General features: G+C 58.0%; 17 protein-coding genes and 1 pseudogene. 12 read left to right on the forward strand and 6 right to left on the reverse strand.

Annotated elements, in window-relative coordinates:
• Positions 1-131: 131 nt before the first annotated feature.
• The 7 genes and pseudogenes from nrdA (at position 132) to ACOTZF_RS19500 (ending at position 8130) form a co-directional block, all read left to right on the forward strand.
• A complete protein-coding gene (nrdA, locus tag ACOTZF_RS19470) occupies positions 132-2417 on the forward strand; it encodes a class 1a ribonucleoside-diphosphate reductase subunit alpha (RefSeq protein ID WP_013098011.1) in 2286 nt (761 codons plus the stop codon).
• Between the two features lie 107 nt (positions 2418-2524).
• Positions 2525-3655, forward strand: a complete 1131-nt coding sequence (gene nrdB, locus ACOTZF_RS19475) for a class Ia ribonucleoside-diphosphate reductase subunit beta (RefSeq protein WP_013098012.1) — start codon at positions 2525-2527, stop codon at positions 3653-3655.
• Positions 3655-3909 (forward strand): class I ribonucleotide reductase maintenance protein YfaE, encoded by a 255-nt coding sequence (gene yfaE / locus ACOTZF_RS19480; RefSeq protein ID WP_013098013.1) that lies wholly within the window; start codon positions 3655-3657, stop codon positions 3907-3909. Before nrdB ends, yfaE begins: the two co-directional genes overlap by 1 nt.
• Positions 3910-4028: 119 nt before the next feature.
• Complete coding sequence (locus ACOTZF_RS19485) at positions 4029-5720, forward strand: GMC family oxidoreductase (protein WP_058651753.1); 1692 nt, start codon at positions 4029-4031, stop codon at positions 5718-5720.
• Positions 5650-7170: a GMC family oxidoreductase gene (locus ACOTZF_RS19490; protein ID WP_421636196.1), complete on the forward strand. Its 1521-nt coding sequence runs from the start codon at positions 5650-5652 to the stop codon at positions 7168-7170. The genes ACOTZF_RS19485 and ACOTZF_RS19490 overlap by 71 nt, the downstream gene beginning before the upstream one ends.
• Before the next feature lie 49 nt (positions 7171-7219).
• Positions 7220-7690 (forward strand): annotated as a pseudogene (locus tag ACOTZF_RS19495) (LysR family transcriptional regulator); the annotation flags it as partial.
• 116 nt (positions 7691-7806) lie between these two features.
• Positions 7807-8130 (forward strand): LysR substrate-binding domain-containing protein, encoded by a 324-nt coding sequence (locus ACOTZF_RS19500; RefSeq protein ID WP_277817374.1) that lies wholly within the window; start codon positions 7807-7809, stop codon positions 8128-8130.
• Between the two features lie 24 nt (positions 8131-8154).
• Here ACOTZF_RS19500 and glpQ read toward each other — a convergent pair whose 3' ends face one another.
• On the reverse strand, positions 8155-9213 hold the full coding sequence (gene glpQ / locus ACOTZF_RS19505; protein WP_058651754.1) for a glycerophosphodiester phosphodiesterase: 1059 nt from the start codon (positions 9211-9213) through the stop codon (positions 8155-8157).
• An 11-nt stretch (positions 9214-9224) separates the two neighbouring features.
• Entirely contained in the window at positions 9225-10577 is a 1353-nt protein-coding gene (gene glpT, locus ACOTZF_RS19510) for a glycerol-3-phosphate transporter (RefSeq protein ID WP_013098018.1), read from the reverse strand.
• 255 nt (positions 10578-10832) lie between these two features.
• Between glpT and glpA the strand changes: the two genes are divergently transcribed.
• The 3 genes from glpA to glpC are packed head-to-tail and all read left to right on the forward strand — an operon-like array spanning position 10833 to position 14855.
• Positions 10833-12461 carry an anaerobic glycerol-3-phosphate dehydrogenase subunit A gene (gene glpA / locus ACOTZF_RS19515; RefSeq protein ID WP_045292153.1) on the forward strand — a complete coding sequence of 543 codons (1629 nt, stop codon included), beginning with the start codon at positions 10833-10835 and terminating at the stop codon, positions 12459-12461.
• On the forward strand, positions 12451-13668 hold the full coding sequence (gene glpB, locus ACOTZF_RS19520) for a glycerol-3-phosphate dehydrogenase subunit GlpB (RefSeq protein WP_129317575.1): 1218 nt from the start codon (positions 12451-12453) through the stop codon (positions 13666-13668). The genes glpA and glpB overlap by 11 nt, the downstream gene beginning before the upstream one ends.
• Positions 13665-14855, forward strand: a complete 1191-nt coding sequence (gene glpC, locus ACOTZF_RS19525) for an anaerobic glycerol-3-phosphate dehydrogenase subunit GlpC (RefSeq protein WP_129252152.1) — start codon at positions 13665-13667, stop codon at positions 14853-14855. The genes glpB and glpC overlap by 4 nt, the downstream gene beginning before the upstream one ends.
• Before the next feature lie 32 nt (positions 14856-14887).
• Here glpC and ACOTZF_RS19530 read toward each other — a convergent pair whose 3' ends face one another.
• From ACOTZF_RS19530 to tctD, 4 genes are all read right to left on the reverse strand, one after another.
• Positions 14888-16087, reverse strand: a complete 1200-nt coding sequence (locus ACOTZF_RS19530; protein WP_020690657.1) for a nicotinamide mononucleotide deamidase-related protein YfaY — start codon at positions 16085-16087, stop codon at positions 14888-14890.
• A gap of 93 nt (positions 16088-16180) precedes the next feature.
• Positions 16181-16720, reverse strand: a complete 540-nt coding sequence (locus ACOTZF_RS19535) for a YfaZ family outer membrane protein (protein ID WP_013098023.1) — start codon at positions 16718-16720, stop codon at positions 16181-16183.
• 131 nt (positions 16721-16851) lie between these two features.
• A complete protein-coding gene (locus ACOTZF_RS19540; RefSeq protein ID WP_129317576.1) occupies positions 16852-18261 on the reverse strand; it encodes a sensor histidine kinase in 1410 nt (469 codons plus the stop codon).
• Positions 18248-18922: a transcriptional regulator TctD gene (gene tctD, locus ACOTZF_RS19545; RefSeq protein WP_013098025.1), complete on the reverse strand. Its 675-nt coding sequence runs from the start codon at positions 18920-18922 to the stop codon at positions 18248-18250. Before tctD ends, ACOTZF_RS19540 begins: the two co-directional genes overlap by 14 nt.
• Before the next feature lie 149 nt (positions 18923-19071).
• Here tctD and ACOTZF_RS19550 point away from each other — a divergent pair, with 149 nt between their 5' ends.
• Positions 19072-20052, forward strand: a complete 981-nt coding sequence (locus ACOTZF_RS19550; RefSeq protein ID WP_029881726.1) for a Bug family tripartite tricarboxylate transporter substrate binding protein — start codon at positions 19072-19074, stop codon at positions 20050-20052.
• Between the two features lie 11 nt (positions 20053-20063).
• Positions 20064-20495: a tripartite tricarboxylate transporter TctB family protein gene (locus ACOTZF_RS19555; RefSeq protein ID WP_013098089.1), complete on the forward strand. Its 432-nt coding sequence runs from the start codon at positions 20064-20066 to the stop codon at positions 20493-20495.
• Positions 20496-20500: the final 5 nt, after the last annotated feature.

The following is a 20500-nucleotide window of genomic DNA, read 5'->3' on the forward strand; positions in this document are numbered from 1 at the left end:
AATACTCACCATATAGCGTTTCTCTTATCGCAAAACCCCTATATGTAGTATTTATCCACAGAGTTAGTCACAAGGCGGATCTGTGGATAAACGGGGGATATTTTTTTATTTCACGGACAGGTAAAACCCACATGAATCAGAGTCTGCTGGTGACAAAGCGCGACGGTACTACCGAGCGTATCAATCTGGACAAAATCCATCGAGTTCTCGACTGGGCAGCAGAAGGCCTGAACAACGTATCTATCTCCCAGGTTGAACTGCGTTCCCATATTCAGTTCTACGACGGCATCAAAACGTCTGATATCCACGAAACCATCATCAAAGCGGCGGCGGATCTGATCTCCCGCGAAGCGCCGGATTATCAGTACCTCGCTGCACGTCTGGCGATTTTCCACCTGCGTAAAAAAGCCTACGGCCAGTTCGAGCCGCCTGCGCTTTACGACCACGTGGTGAAAATGGTTGAGCTGGGTAAATACGACACGCATCTGCTGGAAGACTATACGGAAGAAGAGTTCGAGCAGATGAACGGGTTTATCGATCACTGGCGTGATATGAACTTCTCCTACGCAGCGGTGAAACAGCTCGAAGGCAAATACCTGGTCCAGAACCGTGTCACGGGCGAAATCTACGAGAGCGCCCAGTTCCTCTATATTCTGGTGGCCGCCTGCCTGTTCTCTAACTACCCGCGTGACACCCGTCTGGAATACGTTAAGCGTTTCTATGATGCGGTCTCTACGTTCAAGATTTCTCTGCCGACGCCGATTATGTCTGGCGTGCGTACCCCAACCCGTCAGTTCAGCTCCTGCGTACTGATCGAGTGCGGCGACAGCCTGGATTCCATCAACGCGACCTCCAGCGCGATTGTCAAATACGTCTCCCAGCGTGCCGGTATCGGTATCAACGCCGGCCGCATTCGTGCCCTGGGCAGCCCAATTCGCGGCGGTGAAGCGTTCCATACCGGTTGTATCCCGTTCTACAAGCACTTCCAGACCGCAGTAAAATCCTGCTCTCAGGGCGGCGTGCGCGGTGGTGCGGCAACCCTGTTCTACCCAATGTGGCACCTGGAAGTCGAAAGCCTGCTGGTACTGAAAAACAACCGTGGTGTTGAAGGTAACCGCGTGCGTCACATGGACTACGGCGTGCAGATCAACAAACTGATGTACACCCGTCTGCTGAAAGGTGAAGACATTACCCTGTTCAGCCCGTCCGATGTCCCGGGTCTGTATGACGCGTTCTTCGCCGATCAGGACGAGTTTGAACGTCTGTACACCAAATACGAAAAAGACGACAGCATCCGTAAACAGCGCGTGAAGGCGGTCGATCTGTTCTCCCTGATGATGCAGGAGCGTGCCTCTACCGGCCGTATCTACATCCAGAACGTTGACCACTGCAACACCCACAGCCCGTTTGATCCGGTTGTTGCGCCAGTGCGCCAGTCTAACCTGTGCCTGGAGATCGCCCTTCCGACCAAACCGCTGGAAGACGTGAACGACGAAAACGGCGAAATCGCGCTGTGTACGCTGTCTGCGTTCAACCTGGGCGCGATTAAGAGCCTGGACGAGCTGGAAGAGCTGGCAGTGCTGGCCGTCCGTGCGCTCGACGCCCTGCTGGACTACCAGGATTACCCAATCCCGGCGGCGAAACGCGGCGCAATGGGCCGTCGTACGCTGGGTATCGGCGTCATCAACTTCGCCTACTGGCTGGCGAAACACGGTAAGCGTTACTCCGACGGCAGCGCGAACAACCTGACCCACGAAACGTTCGAAGCGATCCAGTATTACCTGCTGAAAGCGTCTAACGAGCTGGCGAAAGAGCAAGGCGCATGCCCGTGGTTTAACGAAACCACCTATGCGAAAGGCATTCTGCCAATCGACACCTACAAGAAAGACCTGGATGCGATTGCAAACGCGCCGCTGCATCTGGACTGGGAAGCACTGCGTGAGTCCATTAAGACTCACGGCCTGCGCAACTCCACGCTCTCTGCCCTGATGCCGTCTGAGACCTCTTCGCAGATCTCTAACGCCACCAACGGTATCGAGCCGCCGCGCGGTCACGTCAGCATCAAAGCGTCGAAAGACGGTATCCTGCGCCAGGTGGTGCCGGATTACGAGCAGCTGAAAGACAACTACGAGCTGCTGTGGGAAATGCCAAACAATGACGGCTATCTGCAGCTGGTGGGTATCATGCAGAAATTCATCGATCAGTCGATCTCTGCCAATACCAACTACGACCCGACGCGTTTCCCGTCTGGTAAAGTGCCAATGCAGCAACTGCTGAAAGACCTGCTCACCGCGTACAAATTTGGCGTGAAAACTCTGTATTATCACAACACCCGTGATGGTGCAGAAGACGCGCAGGACGATCTGGCACCGTCAATTCAGGATGATGGCTGCGAAAGCGGCGCATGTAAGATCTAATAAATCCCCTCATCCTAACCCTCTCCCACCGGGAGAGGGTACTCTTTCCCCCTCTCCCTGTGGGAGAGGGCCGGGACGAGGGGGAAATAACACCACAGGACACACTCATGGCATATACCACCTTTTCACAGACGAAAAACGACCAGCTCAAAGAGCCGATGTTCTTCGGCCAGCCGGTCAATGTGGCACGCTACGATCAGCAAAAATATGACATCTTCGAAAAGCTGATTGAAAAGCAACTCTCCTTCTTCTGGCGTCCGGAGGAAGTTGACGTTTCCCGCGATCGTATTGATTTCCAGGCGTTGCCGGAGCATGAAAAACACATTTTCATCAGTAACCTGAAGTACCAGACGCTGCTGGACTCCATTCAGGGCCGCAGCCCGAACGTTGCCCTGCTGCCGCTGATCTCCATTCCGGAACTGGAAACCTGGGTGGAAACCTGGGCGTTCTCGGAGACGATCCACTCCCGCTCTTACACCCACATCATCCGCAATATCGTTAACGATCCGGCGGTGGTGTTTGACGATATCGTCACCAACGAGCAGATTCAGAAACGCGCGGAAGGGATTGCCCACTATTACGACGAGCTGATCGAGATGACCAGCTACTGGCACCTGCTGGGCGAAGGGACCCACAACGTGAACGGCAAAACCGTCACCGTGAACCTGCGCGCGCTGAAAAAGCAGCTGTACCTGTGCCTGATGAGCGTTAACGCCCTGGAAGCCATCCGCTTCTACGTGAGCTTTGCCTGCTCCTTTGCGTTTGCCGAGCGCAAGCTGATGGAAGGTAACGCCAAAATCATCCGTCTGATCGCCCGTGACGAAGCCCTGCACCTGACCGGCACCCAGCACATGCTGAACCTGTTGCGCAGCGGTGCAGACGACCCGGAGATGGCGGAAATCGCTGAAGAGTGCAAGCAGGAGTGCTACGACCTGTTCGTGCTGGCCGCACAGCAGGAGAAAGAGTGGGCAGACTACCTGTTCCGCGACGGCTCCATGATTGGCCTGAACAAAGACATTCTGTGCCAGTACGTTGAGTACATCACCAACATCCGTATGCAGGCGGTCGGTCTCGATCTGCCATTCCAGACGCGTTCCAACCCGATCCCGTGGATCAACACCTGGCTGGTGTCCGATAACGTGCAGGTGGCGCCACAAGAAGTGGAAGTCAGTTCTTACCTGGTCGGTCAGATTGATTCTGAAGTCAACACTGACGACCTGAGCAATTTCCAGCTCTGATGACGCGCGTAACGCTGAGTCTTTCGGGCACAGAAGTGCTGTGCCAGGAAGAGCACCCTTCCCTGCTGGCAGCCCTTGAGGCGAATCAGGTGACGGTAGAGTATCAGTGTCGTGAAGGCTATTGCGGCTCCTGCCGCTGCCGCCTGGTCACCGGCCAGGTGGACTGGCTGACCGAACCGCTGGCCTTTATCAATGAAGGGGAAATTTTGCCCTGCTGCTGCCGGGCAAAAGGTGATATTGAAATAGAAATATAGCGCCAACCCCTCCTTTCGGGTTCGTGATTTACGAACCCGTGATTCGCCTTTCCTCACCTGTTCACCCCTCCTCATGCCGCTTACTCTAACGGTATATCCACCTGAGGAGGCCATCAGCAATGTCCGTTTTATCCTTAGAGCAGTTCATGACCACATCCCCTGAGCAGATGCCCTACGATATTATTATCGTTGGCGCGGGCTCTGCCGGGGCAGTGCTGGCAGCACGTCTTAGCGAAGATGAGCAGACACGTGTTCTGCTGCTGGAATATGGTCCGTCTTTTGATCCCGATGGCTATCCGGAACTGCTTTACAGCGGCAATATTATCGCGGCGAATGGCGATCAGCGATATGAATGGGGCTATTACGCCAGCCCGGTCAGCCAGCCCGATCCCGTCTATACTCCGCGCGGTAAAACCCTCGGCGGAAGTTCAGCCATTAACGCCGCCGTCGCCTGCCGGGCGCTCCCCTGGGATTTCGAACGCATCACGGCAAAAGGGCTTAAGGGCTGGAAATATGAGGATGTGCTGCCCTACTACAAAAAGATGGAAACCTACCCTTTGGGTGAGGATAAATATCACGGTCGTGAAGGTCCACTTCCGATCCATCAGATGACGTTAGAGGAGATCACCCCAGTTCAGCGGGCCACCCTGGAAGCGGCGTGGCAGTTGGGTTTTGCGCGGGTTGAAGACTTTAACCACCCAGAAGCCAACAACGGCGCCGGGCCCAATCCGATGAATATCATTAACGGCGTTCGGGTGAATACCGGAATGGCATGGCTTACCCGCAAGGTGCGCCAGCGCCCGAACCTGACCATCGTGTATGGGGCGCTCACGGACAAGCTGATCGTTGAGGAGAACCGGGTCAAAGGCGTGCAGCTTGCCGACGGGGAACAGTGCTTTGCCCGCCAGACGATCCTCAGCGCCGGCGCCTATGGTTCTGCCGCGATATTGCTGCGCTCAGGCATCGGCCCACGCCACCATCTGGAATCGCTGTCGATCCCCGTCGTGAAAGAGGCCCCGGTGGGTGAGCGTCTGCGGGATCACGCCTTCTACTGGATCAACTTCGCCGGAAAAGCCGAACTTAAGGGCCACGAGCATCCGGTTGTCGCCGCCCAGATCTGGACGAATTCAAGCTTTGCCAAATCAGCCCGCGAAATGGACATTGCCATTTCCCCTTCGCATCTGTTACCTGCAGACCTCAGCCCAACCGGCGTCGCCTTCTCCCTCGGGCTGGAACTCATGCATTGCAGCTCCACAGGCTACATCCGCCTGAAGAGCCGTGACCCTCACGATGCACCGGAAATAGCGCTTAATCACCTGACGACAGAAGATGACATGCGCCGGATGGTCGAGTGTTTTCGTCTGGCACGCCTGCTGGCGGATATGCCGCCGCTGCGCCAGCTCATTGAGTACGAAATCAGCCCGGGAGCCTCGGTCGGGGATGATGAATCTGACATTCGCCAGGCTCTGGCGCAGGGGGTTAGCACCCTCCAGCATCCCTGCTCCACCGCACCGATGGGACCCCCTGATGACCCCTATGCCGTGGTGGATGAAAACGGGTGCCTCTATGGTCTGCATGACTTACGGGTCATCGACGCATCGATCTTGCCCGAAATCCCGCTCATCAACCTCAATCCGACCATCATCATGATGGCAGAAAAACTGGCTGATGCGCTGCGTAACGATATTCATGAGGAGAGGAAAAATGGTATCCATCAAGCCGGAAAACAGCGCCAGAATAATGAAACAATCGTACGACGTCATAGTCGCAGGCGGTGGTTCAGCGGGTGCGGTTCTCGCCGCACGTCTTAGCGAGAACCCTGACTGCCAGGTATTGCTGCTGGAGGGCGGCCCCGTCTTTGCCCCCGATGGCTGGCCGGACGAACTGGCGCAAAGCCACTCTGTTGGCGGCGGTGATTACGTCTGGGAACACGGCGCGGCAACGGGAACCGATCACACCTCTGGTCATCTGCGGGCCAAAGTGCTCGGTGGCGGCTCCACGATCAACGCAGGCGCGTTTGTTCGCGCCCCTAAATTCGATTTTGACCGCTGGGTAAAGCGCGGCCTGAGCGACTGGTCGTTTGATAAGGTCTTACCGTGGTTCAAACGGCTTGAAAATGCCGACTATGGCGACGATCGCTGGCATGGCCGCCACGGTCCCGTTCCGGTGCGATTACCTGCGCTTGAGACACTCAGTCCGGCAAGTCAGGCGTTTTATCACGCCTGTCGCGCTCACGGCTTTGCCGCCATTGACGATATTAACGGCGAACAACAACACGGCGTCGCCATCTATCCACTGAATGTTGTCAACGGCATCCGGCAAAACACTGGCATGGTCTACCTGACGGCGGAGGTTCGGGCGCGCAAGAATCTGTCAATTGTCGGCATGACGGTTGTGGATAAAGCGCTGATAGACAATTCGCGGGTGAACGGCATACAGCTTGCGGATGGGACACGGATCGCTGCCGACTGCGTGTTCCTTTGTGCCGGTGCGGCCGGTACGCCAGCCATTCTGTTACGCTCCGGCATTGGTCCTGCTGACGATTTACGCCGTCTGGAAATCCCGCTAAAACAGGATCTCCCCGTTGGCCGCAATTTGCAGGAACAACCCGTGAACGGGATCATGCTGGCGACCTCTGCAGAACATGCCAGCTATCCCCCAATAGGTGCAACGCTCTGGACACAATCTTCGCTGGCCGCAGCCAACGAACTGGATCTGTATATCAGCAATAACCACTTCGTCGATCCAGGACTGTTTCCACACGGGGCGGGTTTCCAGCTCTTTTTCACCGTGGCTCGCCCCTGTGCCCGTGGGCGTCTGACACTGACGAGCCGCAATCCGCTGCTCGCCCCCAGCATCGATCTCAATCTGCTGGGCGACGAGCGCGACGTCATGCGGATGGTCGAAGCGGTGAAGTTGTCCCGGGCACTGGTGCAGGAAGGTCCATTGCAGGCACTGGTTACTGGCGAAGTCCCGGCAGTTAAAGGCGGTAAACTCGCCAAAACAGACCAGCAGATAGCTGAGGAGCAGCGTGCGACGGTGAAAAGCAATCTACACCTCAGCGCGACAGCACCGATGGGTAAAGAAAGCGATCCGGCAGCAGTCGTGGACGCGTGCGGCAACGTCTTTGGCATTAACGGGCTGTTTGTCGTCGATGCCTCGCTGTTCCCGGACGTTCCCTCTCAGGCGACTAACCCGGATGTGATCATGGCGGCAGAATATCTCGCCAGCCGTTTTTCCGGCTCCCTGAACGGCGCATAGTAAACCGAATAAGCCATAAAGGAGCGCCTGTGTGAACAAGTTCGTGGAGATGAGCACGTTTGTTTCGGTTGTTGAGTCGCAAAGCTTTGTTGGCGCGGCGGCAAAGCTGGGGACATCAAAATCGGTGGTCAGCCAGCGCGTCAAGATGCTGGAGAAACGGCTTGGCGCAAGCTTGCTGGAGCGTGGGCCCCGCCTTAGCCTGACGGAAGCGGGTCTGCTTTTTTATCAGGAGTGCGTGCGTATCCTTGACGAAGTCACACAGGCGGAAGAAGCCGTAGCACCCTCACGCAGCGAGCTTCACGGCGAGCTGCGTATCGCCACCTCGCATACCTTTATGACCACCCATCTGTCGACGATCCTGGCCGGATTTATTGGCGCTCATCCGGGACTGTCTCTCGATATCTCGACAGAAGATCGGCAGATTAATATGCATCAGCCCGACTTTGATATCGCCATCCGCCTGGGTCTCGTCCCGGACTCTACGCTCATCGCCCGCACGCTGGCGCGCAATCTGACCTGGCTGTGCGCGAGCCCGGACTATCTGGCGCAACGGGGCACGCCTGTGCACCCCGTTGAGCTGGGCAGCATGACGGACTGTTATATACCCACCGTGCGCCAGGCGGTTGCTGGCAGCTACTGCATAACGGGCAGCGCCAGAACTGGCGCGTCAGAAATCGTCTGCGTTCGGATAATGCTTTCAGCCTGCTGGAAGCCGCCAAAGCAGGGCTTGGGATTGTGGTCATGCCGTTATTTTTAGGTGCTGATGCGATATTGCGCGGAGAACTGAATATTATTTTACCCGGCTGGCAACCGGATGGTGGCAACATTGTGGCCCTGTATCGCCAGACGCGTCGCGCCTCGCCGGTGATCCAGGCGCTGGTCAACCTGGTCGCAGAACAGCTAGGGCCAGAGCCAGAATGGGAAAAAAAGCTAAGGCTGGCCGGCCTACTGCCCGAATAAAAAAGGGCCTTACGGCCCCTTGTATTACTTGTTATGCAGGAATGAAACTGCTTTATCCGGGAAATCCGTAAACAACCCGTCTACGTCCGCCTGCTTATACAACACCTCGTAAAGCTGATTCACGTCCGTGGCGTACGGCGGTAACTGGTCAGCACGCACCGTATACGGATGCACCTGCATCTTGCTGGCGTGTGCCTCTTTTACCATCGCCGTCAGCTTCACGTGGCCCGGGGTTGAACCTTCCGCCACCAGCATGTGGTAATCCGGCCCGATCCCGTCGGCGTACTGCGCGATCTGCTTCATGGCGCCCGGTTTGAACATCCAATCGTAGTTGTAGTTTACCCACTTGCCGTCTGCCTGCTTCTCCTGGGTTTCGTTCCAGTCGGTATAGGCAATCAGCTGGATCAGATTGAGATCCATCCCCATCTTTGGCTCCAGCTCGGTTTTGATGCGCTTCAGTTCCGCGGCGTCAAAACACTGGAGATAAACTTTGTCCTTCTTGCTGGTGTAGCCGTACTGCTTCAGCACCTCCAGCGTCTTCGCGGCAATATCCTTCCCTTCCTGGTGATGGAACCAAGGGGCTTTAATTTCCGGATAGATACCGATATTTTTGCCCGTCGAGTGGTTCAGCCCCTGAACAAACTCAATCTCTTCCTGGAAGGTATGGATACGGAAGTCAGATTTACCCATCGGGAAACGTCCCGGATAAACCTGCACCTTCTTGCCGTTTTCAATCTCGAAGCCTTCGGTAAACTTCAGAGAGCGGATTTCATCCAGAGTAAAATCGATGGCGTAAAAACGACCATCTTTACGGGCGCGGTCCGGGAAACGCTCCGCCACATCGGTCACGCGATCAAGATAGTGGTCATGCAGGACGACCAGCTGGTCGTCCTTTGTCATCACCAGATCCTGCTCAAGATAATCGGCCCCCTGCGCGTAGGCCATCGCTTTCGCCGGCAGCGTATGCTCCGGCAGATAGCCGCTTGCGCCGCGATGGGCAATAACGATTTTATCCGCCGCCAGTGCGGAGCCGGTCATCAGGCCCGCCAGCAGCAGACCGGTCGCTAATTGAGTTAATTTCATGGCAATGCTCCTTATTGACGACGCGCCAGCACGTCCGCGTGGTGACGTTTTTCACCGATCATCACAACAATCAGCAGCAGTACCGCCAGCACGCTGCCGCCGATCATTACCATAAAGCCGCCGTCCCAGCCGAAGAAGTCAACGGTATAGCCCACGATGGCGCTCGCCGCGACCGAACCGCCCAGGTAGCCAAACAGACCGGTAAAGCCTGCCGCCGTACCGGCTGCTTTTTTCGGTGCCAGTTCCAGCGCATGCAGACCGATCAACATAACAGGACCATAAATCAGGAAGCCGATGACGATCATACAGGTCATATCCACGCCCGGGTTACCCGGCGGGTTGAGCCAGTAGACGACGGTGGCAATGGTCACGAGCGTCATAAAGAAGACGCCCGTTGCGCCACGGTTGCCCTTAAATACTTTGTCCGACATCCAGCCGCAAATCAGCGTCCCCGGGATCCCCGCGTATTCGTACAGGAAGTAGGCCCAGGAGGATTTATCCAGCGCGAAATGCTTCACCTCTTTCAGGTAGGTCGGTGACCAGTCGAGGATGCCGTAACGCAGCAGGTAAACAAACACGTTCGCAACCGCGATGTACCACAGCAGTTTGTTTGGCAACACGTACTTCATGAAGATCTGCTTTGCCGTCAGCTCTTCTTCGTGCTTCTCGCTGTAATCATCCGGATAGTCGTTTTTGTACTCCTCAATCGGCGGCAGGCCGCAGGACTGCGGTGTATCGCGCATCAGCGCAAACGCGATAATCGCCACCAGAATGGCGCCAAAGGCAGGCATATAGAGCGCAGCGTGCCAGTCGTTGAACCAGGCCATCCCCAGCAGGAACAGCAGAGGCGGAATGCCGCCACCCACGTTATGCGCGCAGTTCCACACCGACACGATGCCGCCACGCTCCTTTTGCGACCACCAGTGCACCATGGTACGCCCGCATGGCGGCCATCCCATCCCCTGGAACCAGCCGCACAGGAACAACAGCACAAACATAATGGCGATGCTGGACGTTGCCCATGGCACAAAGCCCATAAACAGCATCACCGCCGCCGCCAGGATCAGACCGGCTGGCAGGAACACGCGCGGATTCGAGCGATCCGACACCGATCCCATGATGAATTTCGAAAAGCCGTAGGCGATGGAGATCCCCGACAGCGCGAACCCGAGATCGCCACGCGAAAAGCCCTGCTCAACCAGATAAGGCATGGCGAGGGCAAAGTTTTTACGCACAAGGTAATACGCCGCATACCCGAAGAAGATCCCCAGGAAGATTTGCCAGCGCAGGCGGCGGTAAAGCGGATCTATTTCTGCCTCAGGCAGACGCGCCCGGTGCGGCGCAGGTTTAAAGATACTGAGCATGACAGCCTCCGTGGCCATGTATTGAATTTACAGGGGTTTAACTGCCCCAAACTCCAGCAAGGCGGGGATGTTAAGAAATCACGGTGATTGTTACTGTGAATCAACGCACAAATTGTTACAGAAATATGACAACATGCGCAAAAAAGCGCATGAAATCACGTTTCACTTTCGAATTTCGCTCGTTTGTGTTCGAAATCAAACAAACCACAGTTTTCATGTGGCTAAATGATAAAAAACGAACACAGAGGGATGACAATGACAATTCACGATCCACGCTACAGCGATGTGATTATCATTGGCGGGGGCGCGACCGGCGCTGGCATCGCACGCGACTGTGCGCTCAGAGGGCTGAGCGTCACGCTCCTGGAGCGCCATGATATTGCGACCGGCGCTACCGGACGCAATCATGGCCTGCTGCACAGCGGCGCCCGCTACGCCGTTACCGACGGCGAATCGGCACGCGAATGTATCGCCGAAAATCAGATCCTGCGACGTATCGCCCGCCACTGTATTGAACCGACCGACGGCCTGTTTATTACGCTTCCCGAAGACGATCTCGCCTTTCAGTCAACTTTCATTACCGCCTGCCAGGCCGCGGGAATTCAGGCGCAAGCCATTGACCCGGCCCTCGCTCGCCGCATCGAACCTTCGGTTAATCCGGCACTGACGGGTGCAGTAAAAGTCCCGGACGGCACCGTGGATCCGTTTCGTCTGACGGCGGCCAACATGCTGGATGCCCGCGAGCACAGCGCGCGGATCCTGACCGGCCATCAGGTCACCGGGCTTATCCGTGAGGGGCATCGCATCGTGGGCGTGCGGGTCCTGGATACGCAGTACAACGAACACAGCGAGCTGTATGCCGCTGTGGTGGTCAACGCGGCGGGGATCTGGGGGCAACGCATCGCAGAATACGCCGATTTATCTGTGCGCATGTTCCCGGCCAAAGGCTCGCTGCTGATCCTCGACCACCGCATTAATAACCATGTCATCAACCGCTGCCGTAAACCGTCTGACGCAGACATCCTTGTCCCCGGCGATACCATTTCGTTAATCGGGACCACCTCCACCCACGTTGACTACAGCGAGATTGACTACAATCGGGTCACCGCAGAAGAGGTCGACATCCTGCTGCGCGAAGGAGAAAAACTGGCGCCGGTGATGGCCCAGACCCGCATCCTGCGCGCCTACGCGGGTGTGCGTCCGCTTGTCGCCAGCGATAACGACCCGAGCGGGCGCAACGTCAGCCGTGGCATTGTGCTGCTTGACCATGCCGAGCGCGACGGGCTGGACGGCTTCATCACCATCACCGGCGGTAAATTGATGACCTACCGCCTGATGGCCGAATGGGCGACGGATGCTGTCTGCCGCAAGCTGGGCAATAGCGAACCGTGCGTGACCGCAGAACAGCCCCTGCCCGGCTCGCGCCAGTCCACCGAGAAAACGCTGCAAAAAATTATCTCCCTGCCTGCCCCCCTGCGTGGTTCGGCTGTCTATCGCCATGGCGACAGAACACCGGTCTGGCTGGGTGAAGGACGGCTGAGCCGCAGTCTGGTATGCGAGTGCGAGGCCGTTACCGCCGGGGAAGTGCAATACGCGGTGGAGAATCTGACGGTGAATAGCCTGCTCGATCTCCGCCGCCGCACCCGCGTCGGAATGGGCACCTGTCAGGGCGAACTGTGTGCCTGCCGTGCCGCCGGACTGCTGCAGCGTTTTCATACCACCACCGCCACCCAGTCGCTCGATCAGCTCAGCGATTTTCTGAACGAGCGCTGGAAAGGCATTCAGCCTGTCGCCTGGGGCGATGCCCTGCGTGAAAGCGAATTTACCCGCTGGGTGTACCAGGGGCTTTGCGGTCTTGAGAAGGAGCAACGCGATGAAATTTGATACGGTGATCGTCGGCGGCGGGCTGGCGGGTCTGCTCTGTGGCATCAAACTCACGAAGCAGGGACTGCGCTGCGCCATTATCACCCGGGGCCAGAGCGCCCTGCACTTCTCGTCGGGCTCGCTGGATCTGGTGGACGAAACGTACCGCGAAAAACTGCCGGCAGAGCATCCTTATCACCTGACTGGCGCGCAGCACATTGACCGCTTTGCCCTGGAAACCGAAGCGCTGCTGGCTGATTGCGGCGCACGTATGCAGGGGAGTGCCAGGCAAAATCACGCGCGCGTCACGCCGCTTGGCACCCTGCGTTCCGCCTGGCTCAGCCCGGAGGAGGTGCCCGTTGCCCCGTACAAGGCCACGCGCGTGCGGGTGGTGGGCATTAGCGGTTTTCTGGATTTTCAGCCCCATCTGGCAGCGGCCTCGCTCAGTCGCCAGGGGGTCAACGCTGAAACGGCAGAGATTGACCTTCCTGAGCTGGATGTCCTGCGCGACAACCCCAGCGAGTTCCGCGCGGTGAATATTGCCCGTTTGCTCGATAACGAAGAGAAATGGCCGCTGCTGTATGAGGCGCTCAAACCGCTTGCAGAGGGATGCGATGCGCTGTTTATGCCCGCCTGCTTTGGCTTGCAAGACAACCGGCTGTGGCGCTGGCTGTCCGACCGCCTGCCCTGCTCGCTCGGCCTGCTGCCAACGCTTCCTCCGTCGGTGCCCGGTATTCGCCTGCATACCCAGCTTCAGCGCCAGTTTGTGGTCCAGGGAGGCGTGTGGATGGGGGGTGATGAAGTGAAAAAAATCACCCTGACTGACGGCTCGGTGAGCGAAATCTGGACCCGCAACCACGACGATATTCCGCTTCGTACGCGTTACGCGGTGCTGGCAAGCGGCAGTTTCTTCAGCAACGGTCTGCTGAGCAGTCGGGACGGCATTCGCGAGGCGATTATGGGGCTGGACGTCCGCCAGAGCGCCTCTCGCGCGGACTGGTATCAGAGCGATTTCTTTGCCCCGCAGCCGTGGCAGCAGTTCGGCGTAATCGTGGATAACCAGCTGCATCCGCAACTTTCAGGAAAGTCAGTACCGAATCTCTACGCCATCGGCTCGCTTTTGGGTGGATACGATCCTATCGCCCAGGGCTGCGGCGGCGGCGTCTGCGCCATAACGGCGCTCTATGTGGCAGAGCAGATTTGCCAGCGCACGGAGGCTGAACAATGAACGATACCCGCTTTGAAAGCTGCATCAAATGCACGGTCTGCACCACCGTCTGCCCGGTCAGCGGCGTCAACCCGCGCTATCCCGGTCCGAAACAGGCCGGGCCGGACGGCGAGCGCCTGCGTCTGAAGGACGGCGCGCTGTACGATGACGCGCTGAAATACTGCATCAACTGCAAACGTTGTGAAGTCGCCTGTCCGTCGGATGTGAAAATCGGCGACATTATTCAGCGCGCCCGGGCACGCTATAGCACGCAAAAACCGTCGCTGCGCGATGCCATTCTTAGCCATACCGATCTGATGGGCAGCGTCTCCACGCCATTTGCCCCGCTGGTGAACGCCGCGACCTCGCTGAAACCGGTGCGCCAGCTGCTGGATGCCACGCTTAAGATCGACCATCACCGCAGTTTGCCCAAATATTCCCACGGCACCTTCCGCCGCTGGTACAAATCCGTAGCGGCAGACCAGGCGCGGTATGCCGACCAGGTCGCGTTCTTCCATGGCTGCTACGTGAATTACAACCATCCGCAACTGGGTAAAGATCTGCTGAAAGTGCTGAACGCCATGGGTACAGGCGTGCAGTTACTGAACAAGGAGAAATGCTGCGGCGTGCCGCTGATCGCCAACGGGTTTACCGATAAAGCGCGCAAACAGGCCAGAAGCAACGTCTCGTCGCTGCGCGAGGCCATCGTCGATAAAGGCATTCCGGTGCTGGCCACCTCCTCGACCTGTACCTTCACGCTGCGCGATGAGTATCCGCACCTGCTGGACGTGGACAATACCGGCCTGCGCGAACATATCGAGCTGGCAACCCGTTTCCTGTGGCGCAAGCTGGACAGCGGGCAGACGCTACCGCTGAAAAATTTACCCCTGAAAGTGGTCTACCACACGCCGTGCCATATGGAAAAAATGGGCTGGGCGCTTTACACGCTGGAACTGTTGCGGTTAATTCCAGGGCTGGAGCTGACGGTGCTGGATTCGCGCTGCTGCGGCATTGCGGGGACGTACGGCTTTAAGCGTGAAAATTACGAAACATCACAGGCAATTGGCACGCCGCTGTTCCGCCAGATTGAAGAGAGCGGCGCGGATATCGTGGTGACCGACTGCGAAACCTGCAAGTGGCAGATAGAGATGTCCACCAGCAAGCGCTGCGAGCATCCGATCACGTTGCTGGCGAAGGCCCTGGGTTAGGTATCGCCGGGGCCGCCGCCCCGGCAAACCGGTCACTCAACGAACAGCGATTCCACCACGTTGATCCAGCCGTGCTCGCTGGCTACCTCTTTACCTGCCAGCCAGCGACGCAGCATGTTCAGCGCCATCATGGCGCAGACGTCCTGACGCACCGCCAGGCTGTGGCGGGTGATACTCATTTTGACTCTTAAGGCATGCGTCCCTTCCGGCGTAGCCAGCGCAAAGTTGAGATATTCCTCATCCATACCCCCGACAAACAGCGCCAGCCCGGCAAAATGGTTGACCCGGCGTTCTGACGCCCAGCGCGCCGTCTGCGCCAGCGTCTCCTGCTGGAACGGCACCACCTCGCTGGCCAGCAGCGGAGCATTAACGCGCGACAGTTGCAGCGCCAGCAGGCCGCCGGTGAACTGCTCGCTGAGGGTGACGCTCAGCTGGCGCGACTGCAGATGCTTCGCAATCTGCGCCGGTAGCCCTTCCGTGCCCTCGAAAATCAGACTTTCGCCCGCCACGCGCTGCACTTCCGGCCAGAGCGCCAGCATCGCCGCTTTCTGCGTGGCAGGCCCGGTGAGCTTGAGTTCAATGATCGGCATGGAAGAGCGATAGCCCATGGATACCCCCGGCGGCAGCGGCAGGTGATCGAGGCTCTGCGCCAGATCGCTTTCCGAACGGCCAAAGGTGGTCAGGCGCAGGCAGACTGGCGGTTCAGGCAGGGTAAAACGTTGGCGAAGGCGCGGCAGGATCTGCTGTTCGACCATCACCTTAAATTCAGACGGGACACCCGGCGTGAAGAACATCAGGCAGCGGTTCAGTTGAACGGCGAAACCGCAGGCAGTACCCACCGGGTTATCGACCAGTTCGGCGCTGGCCGGGATTTCAGCCTGTTTGCGGTTGCTGGGTGCCATCACGCGGCCACGTTCGGAGAAGAAACGCTCCATGTGGGCCAGCCACTCCTCGTGCAACACCAGCCCTTCGCCTTTGGCGGTCGCGGCAGCCAGCGCGCTGAGATCGTCGCTGGTAGGGCCGAGCCCACCGTTCACAATCAGCACGTCGCAGTGTTCGCTACGCTCGCGCAGAACGGTCACCAGCGACTCAAGACTGTCGCCTACGGTATTGCGGCGCGTTAACGGTAATCCTTGCTCAAAGAAAAGATCGGCAAGCCAGGCAGCATTGGTATCAATAATCTGTCCATGCAGCACTTCGTCGCCGGTGGATAACATCTCCACATTAATCATTGTGTTCTCCCGCTTATATGGTGAAAACACTATAGCGCAATCACCGGCATGGAGAGGAGAGAAACTGGCGCGACGGACGCCGCGCCGGAGGGGTTAGAAGCCTGCGCTGACGCCCACGTACGGGCCGTCAGCCAGCGCGTTGTCGCGGTTGCCGTCTTTGCCCGCCAGGTTCAGATAACGATAACCCGCTTCAATGGTAATTGGGCGCATGATGGTCCAGCGCGCACCCGCGTTGGCTTCTTCATAGCTGTCGATACCGCTGGAGAGGGAGTCCGGAGAGTAGTAGTACTCACCAAACAGGCCGAAGCTGTCGCCAATTTTCCACTGCAGACCGCCGCCCACCGCTGCCGCGTACCCTTCGTCGCCGTCGTTCGGGTTAGTGTAGATGCCTTTACCGCCGACGGTGGCCAGGAACGGGCCAAGAGGAATATTCAGACCCAGGCCGAGGCTTGCCGCATCGCCATCGTCGTCGTTATGCGTCCAGCCGCCGGTCATCGCCAGACCGGCGGTCTCGGTACCCAGGCCAAAGCCCAGATGAGTGTAATCCTGACCCGCTGAGCCGTTAAAGCTGATGGCGTTAGCCGCCGCCGAAACGAATATCAGGCCTAAGCCCATCAATGCCACTTTTTTCATTATCATGTTCCCGCGCAATTTATAGAAAAGTCCCAAAAAAACCGCGAGATTTTAACCTGAGACGCCTGGCGATCAAGCACTCTGCGTGCGGCGGGCAAGTAGATTGTAACGATTTGAAACGCGCGGTTTTTTTACGTCAGCAACAGAAAGCGCATTTTTACGCTCAGCCCTCCCAGAGCCTCACTGCGGGAAAGCTGCAGGTGGCTTCGGTGAAGCCGGGCGATATCGCTCGTCAGCGCCAGCCCGATACCCGATCCGCTGGCGTCCCCGACGTTGTCGAGCCGATGGAAAGGCAGTATTGCCTGATGAATTTGGCTGTCTTCGATGCCGGGCCCGCTATCCTCCACGCTGAGCTCAACGCCGCCCGCGTCGGTGTGCAGGAACACGGTAACAATGCCTCCTGCCGGGGTGTACTTGATCGCGTTCTCAAGCAGGTTGGCGCACAGCTCCCCCAGCAGCACCTCATCACCGTCTATGATGACGGGTTGCTGAATGCCGTCATAACCCAAATCGATCGCCTTGCTGCGCGCCTGCGTCAGTCTGGAGAAACAGCAGTTCTGCACCACCTGAACCAGGTCCACCGGCGCAAACTGGCGATCCCCCTGCTCTTTGCGCCTCACCGTGGAGAGTTGCAGCAGCCGTTCGGTGAGGACGATGGTGTTATCCAGCGTCACGTTCATGGCGCGTAAACTCTCCTGCCACAGGGCCGGATCGTTTCGCGTCAGGGCAACGGAAACCTGGGTTTTGAGCACCGCCAGCGGCGTTTTGAGCTGATGAGACGCATCGGCGTTGAAGCGCTCCTGGCGGGAAAGCACGCCGCGTAATCTGTCGATATAACGGTTAAAAGCCACGATCAGCAGCCGCGTTTCCGACCAGGGCAGCAGCTCCGGCAGCGGGGCCAGCAGCCCAGGCTCACGGCGCACCATCAGCGAAGAGAGCTGACGCATCGGGCGCAGCACGCGGCGCAGCAGCCAGGCGGTTAAGACCAGCGTCAGCAGCACCAGCAATCCCTGCGAAACGAGCGATGAAAACAGAAGCTGAGTGGCGAGATAGCGCCGCGACTGCAAGGTTTCGGCGACGTAGATCTCCGCCATACCGGAAACATTGTCTTCGTTAATTGGCTGGAGCAGCTTCGCCACGCGGATCGCCTGGCCGCGATACTCGGTATGATAAAACCAGGCCAGCGCGGGATAGTGCGTGGTGCGCGACGTGGAGGGGGGCATGTTCGGCAGATCGTCATAGCCGGAGATCACCCGCCCCTCCGGGTCAACCACCTTGTAATAGAGACGATCGTTCATGTTCAGCTCAAAGCTGTCGAGCACCACCCAGGGAACATCAACCAGCAGCTTGCCGTTGTGCACCTCCAGCCGCTCAGAGACGGTACGCGCCGAAGATAACAGCGTGCGGTCGTACGCCTGGGTCGCCGCCTGCAGGGCGCTGACGTAACTGTTAAAAGCCGATAATCCCCACAGCAACAGCAGCGGCAGGCCGAGAAAAAGCAGCAGTTGCAGATAAAGCGACTGAGGCTTAACCCACTTCATCGCCGCACTCCAGCACATAGCCCAGTCCGCGCAGGGTGGTGATCCGCACGCCGCTGCCGCTCAGCTTTTTGCGCAGGCGATGAATGTAAAGATCGAGACTCTCCGGGCTGACGTCGTCGTTCAGGCTAAACACCTGATCGAACAACTGCTGCCGGGAAACGGGGCGGGTGCGACGATGCATCAGCACCTTCAGCAGCGACAGTTCGCGCGGGGTGAGCGAGAGCGGCTCGTCGCGCAGCAGGAAAAAACCGTCGTCGTCATACTCCAGCTCCCCAAGGCGCTGGCGTTCCTGGGTTCTCCCCTCGCTTCTGCGCAGCAGGGCGCGAAGCCTGGCGTCCAGCTCCTCCAGCTCAAACGGTTTTGGCAGATAATCATCCGCCCCGGCGTTCAGGCCTTTCACCCGATCCGCCACGTTGCTGCGTGCGGTGAGAAACAGCACCGGCAAGGTCTGGCCGCGTTTACGTAAACGGTGCACCACCTCCAGGCCGTCAAAACCGGGCATACCGATGTCCAGTATCGCCACCGCGTAATTTTCCCCCTGCAGCAGATGATCGGCCGCGCGCCCGTCAGAAACGCAGTCTACGGCAAAGCCTTCCTGCACCAGCGCTTTCTCCAGCCAGTGAGCCAGCTCACGATTATCTTCCGCCAGTAAGAGACGCATATCACATCCTGTAAAGTTGGTGTCGCGTTGAAAGGGAAATGAAAGGTTATTGTTTTAACAATCACGCAACGGAACCGCTACAAGGTGGTTCACATAATCAGAAAAAAACCCGTACCCGTACCCCCGGATCGCCGGCGTGAGGATAAACGATGAAAAAACAATTACTTTCAACGATTGCTGCAAGCGTATTAATGTTAAGTGCCTCTGTTGTCCAGGCGCAGGACGCCCCGTCCCGCACCGAATGTATCGCTCCGGCCAAACCGGGCGGCGGTTTCGATCTCACCTGCAAGCTGATTCAGGTCAGCCTGCTGGAGACGAAGGCCATTGAAAAACCGATGCGCGTGACCTACATGCCAGGAGGCGTGGGCGCGGTGGCCTATAACGCAATTGTCGCGCAACGTCCGGCGGAAGCCGGCACGGTGGTGGCCTTCTCCGGCGGCTCGCTGCTTAACCTCTCCCAGGGTAAGTTTGGCCGCTACGGCGTGGATGACGTGCGCTGGCTGGCCACCGTCGGTACCGACTACGGCATGATTGCCGTGCGTGCAGATTCCCCGTGGAAATCCCTTAAAGATTTGCTCACCGCCATGGAAAAAGACCCCAACAGCGTGGTGATTGGTGCAGGCGCCTCCATCGGCAGCCAGGACTGGATGAAAGCCGCCCTGCTGGCGCAGCAGGCGAAAGTGGATCCGCACAAAATGCGTTACGTGGCGTTTGAGGGCGGCGGTGAACCGGTGACGGCGCTGATGGGCAACCACGTGCAGGCAGTTTCCGGTGACCTTAGTGAAATGGTGCCCTACCTGAACGGCGATAAAATCCGCGTGCTGGCGGTCTTCTCCGAAAACCGTCTGCCGGGACAGCTGGCAAACGTGCCGACTGCAAAAGAACAGGGTTATGACCTCGTCTGGCCGATTATCCGCGGCTTCTTTGTCGGGCCAAAAGTGACCGATGCCGAATACCAGTGGTGGGTCGACACCTTTAACAAATTGCAGCAGACAGACGAATTTAAAAAGCAGCGCGATCTGCGCGGACTGTTTGAGTTCAACCTGAACGGCAAGCAGCTGGACGAGTATGTCAAAAAACAGGTGAATGACTACCGCGAGAAAGCAAAAGCGTTTGGCCTGGCCAAATAACCGGAGGCGCTATGAGCGATCGCATTTTTGCCGGGATCTGGTTGTTGCTCTGCATTGGCGGGATGTTCGTCGCCTGGCAGATCCACAGCGAATACAGCTATGAACCCGTGGGGCCCCGCCCCTTTCCAATGGGCATTGTCGGCCTGATGCTGCTTTGCTCGGTGGCCATGCTGTTACGCCACCCGGATACCGTAGAGTGGCCGCCTAAGCGCATTTTGCAGCGGCTGCTGGTGATGGTCATTGTGCTGCTGATGTATGCCTGGGGCTTTGAATGGCTCGGCTTCCCGGTGGCGACAGCCATCCTGACGATGGTCATCGGCACGCTGTTTAACGCCAGCCTGCCTGCGGCGGGGATCTCGGGCGTGGTGATGGGCATTTTCCTGTGGTACGCCTTTGACCGCCTGCTGGATGTGACGTTGCCGCTTGGCGCCTGGCTTAATTAACGGAG

This window comes from Enterobacter cloacae complex sp. SHL021 (assembly GCF_049237765.1).
Lineage (GTDB): Bacteria > Pseudomonadota > Gammaproteobacteria > Enterobacterales > Enterobacteriaceae > Enterobacter > Enterobacter cloacae.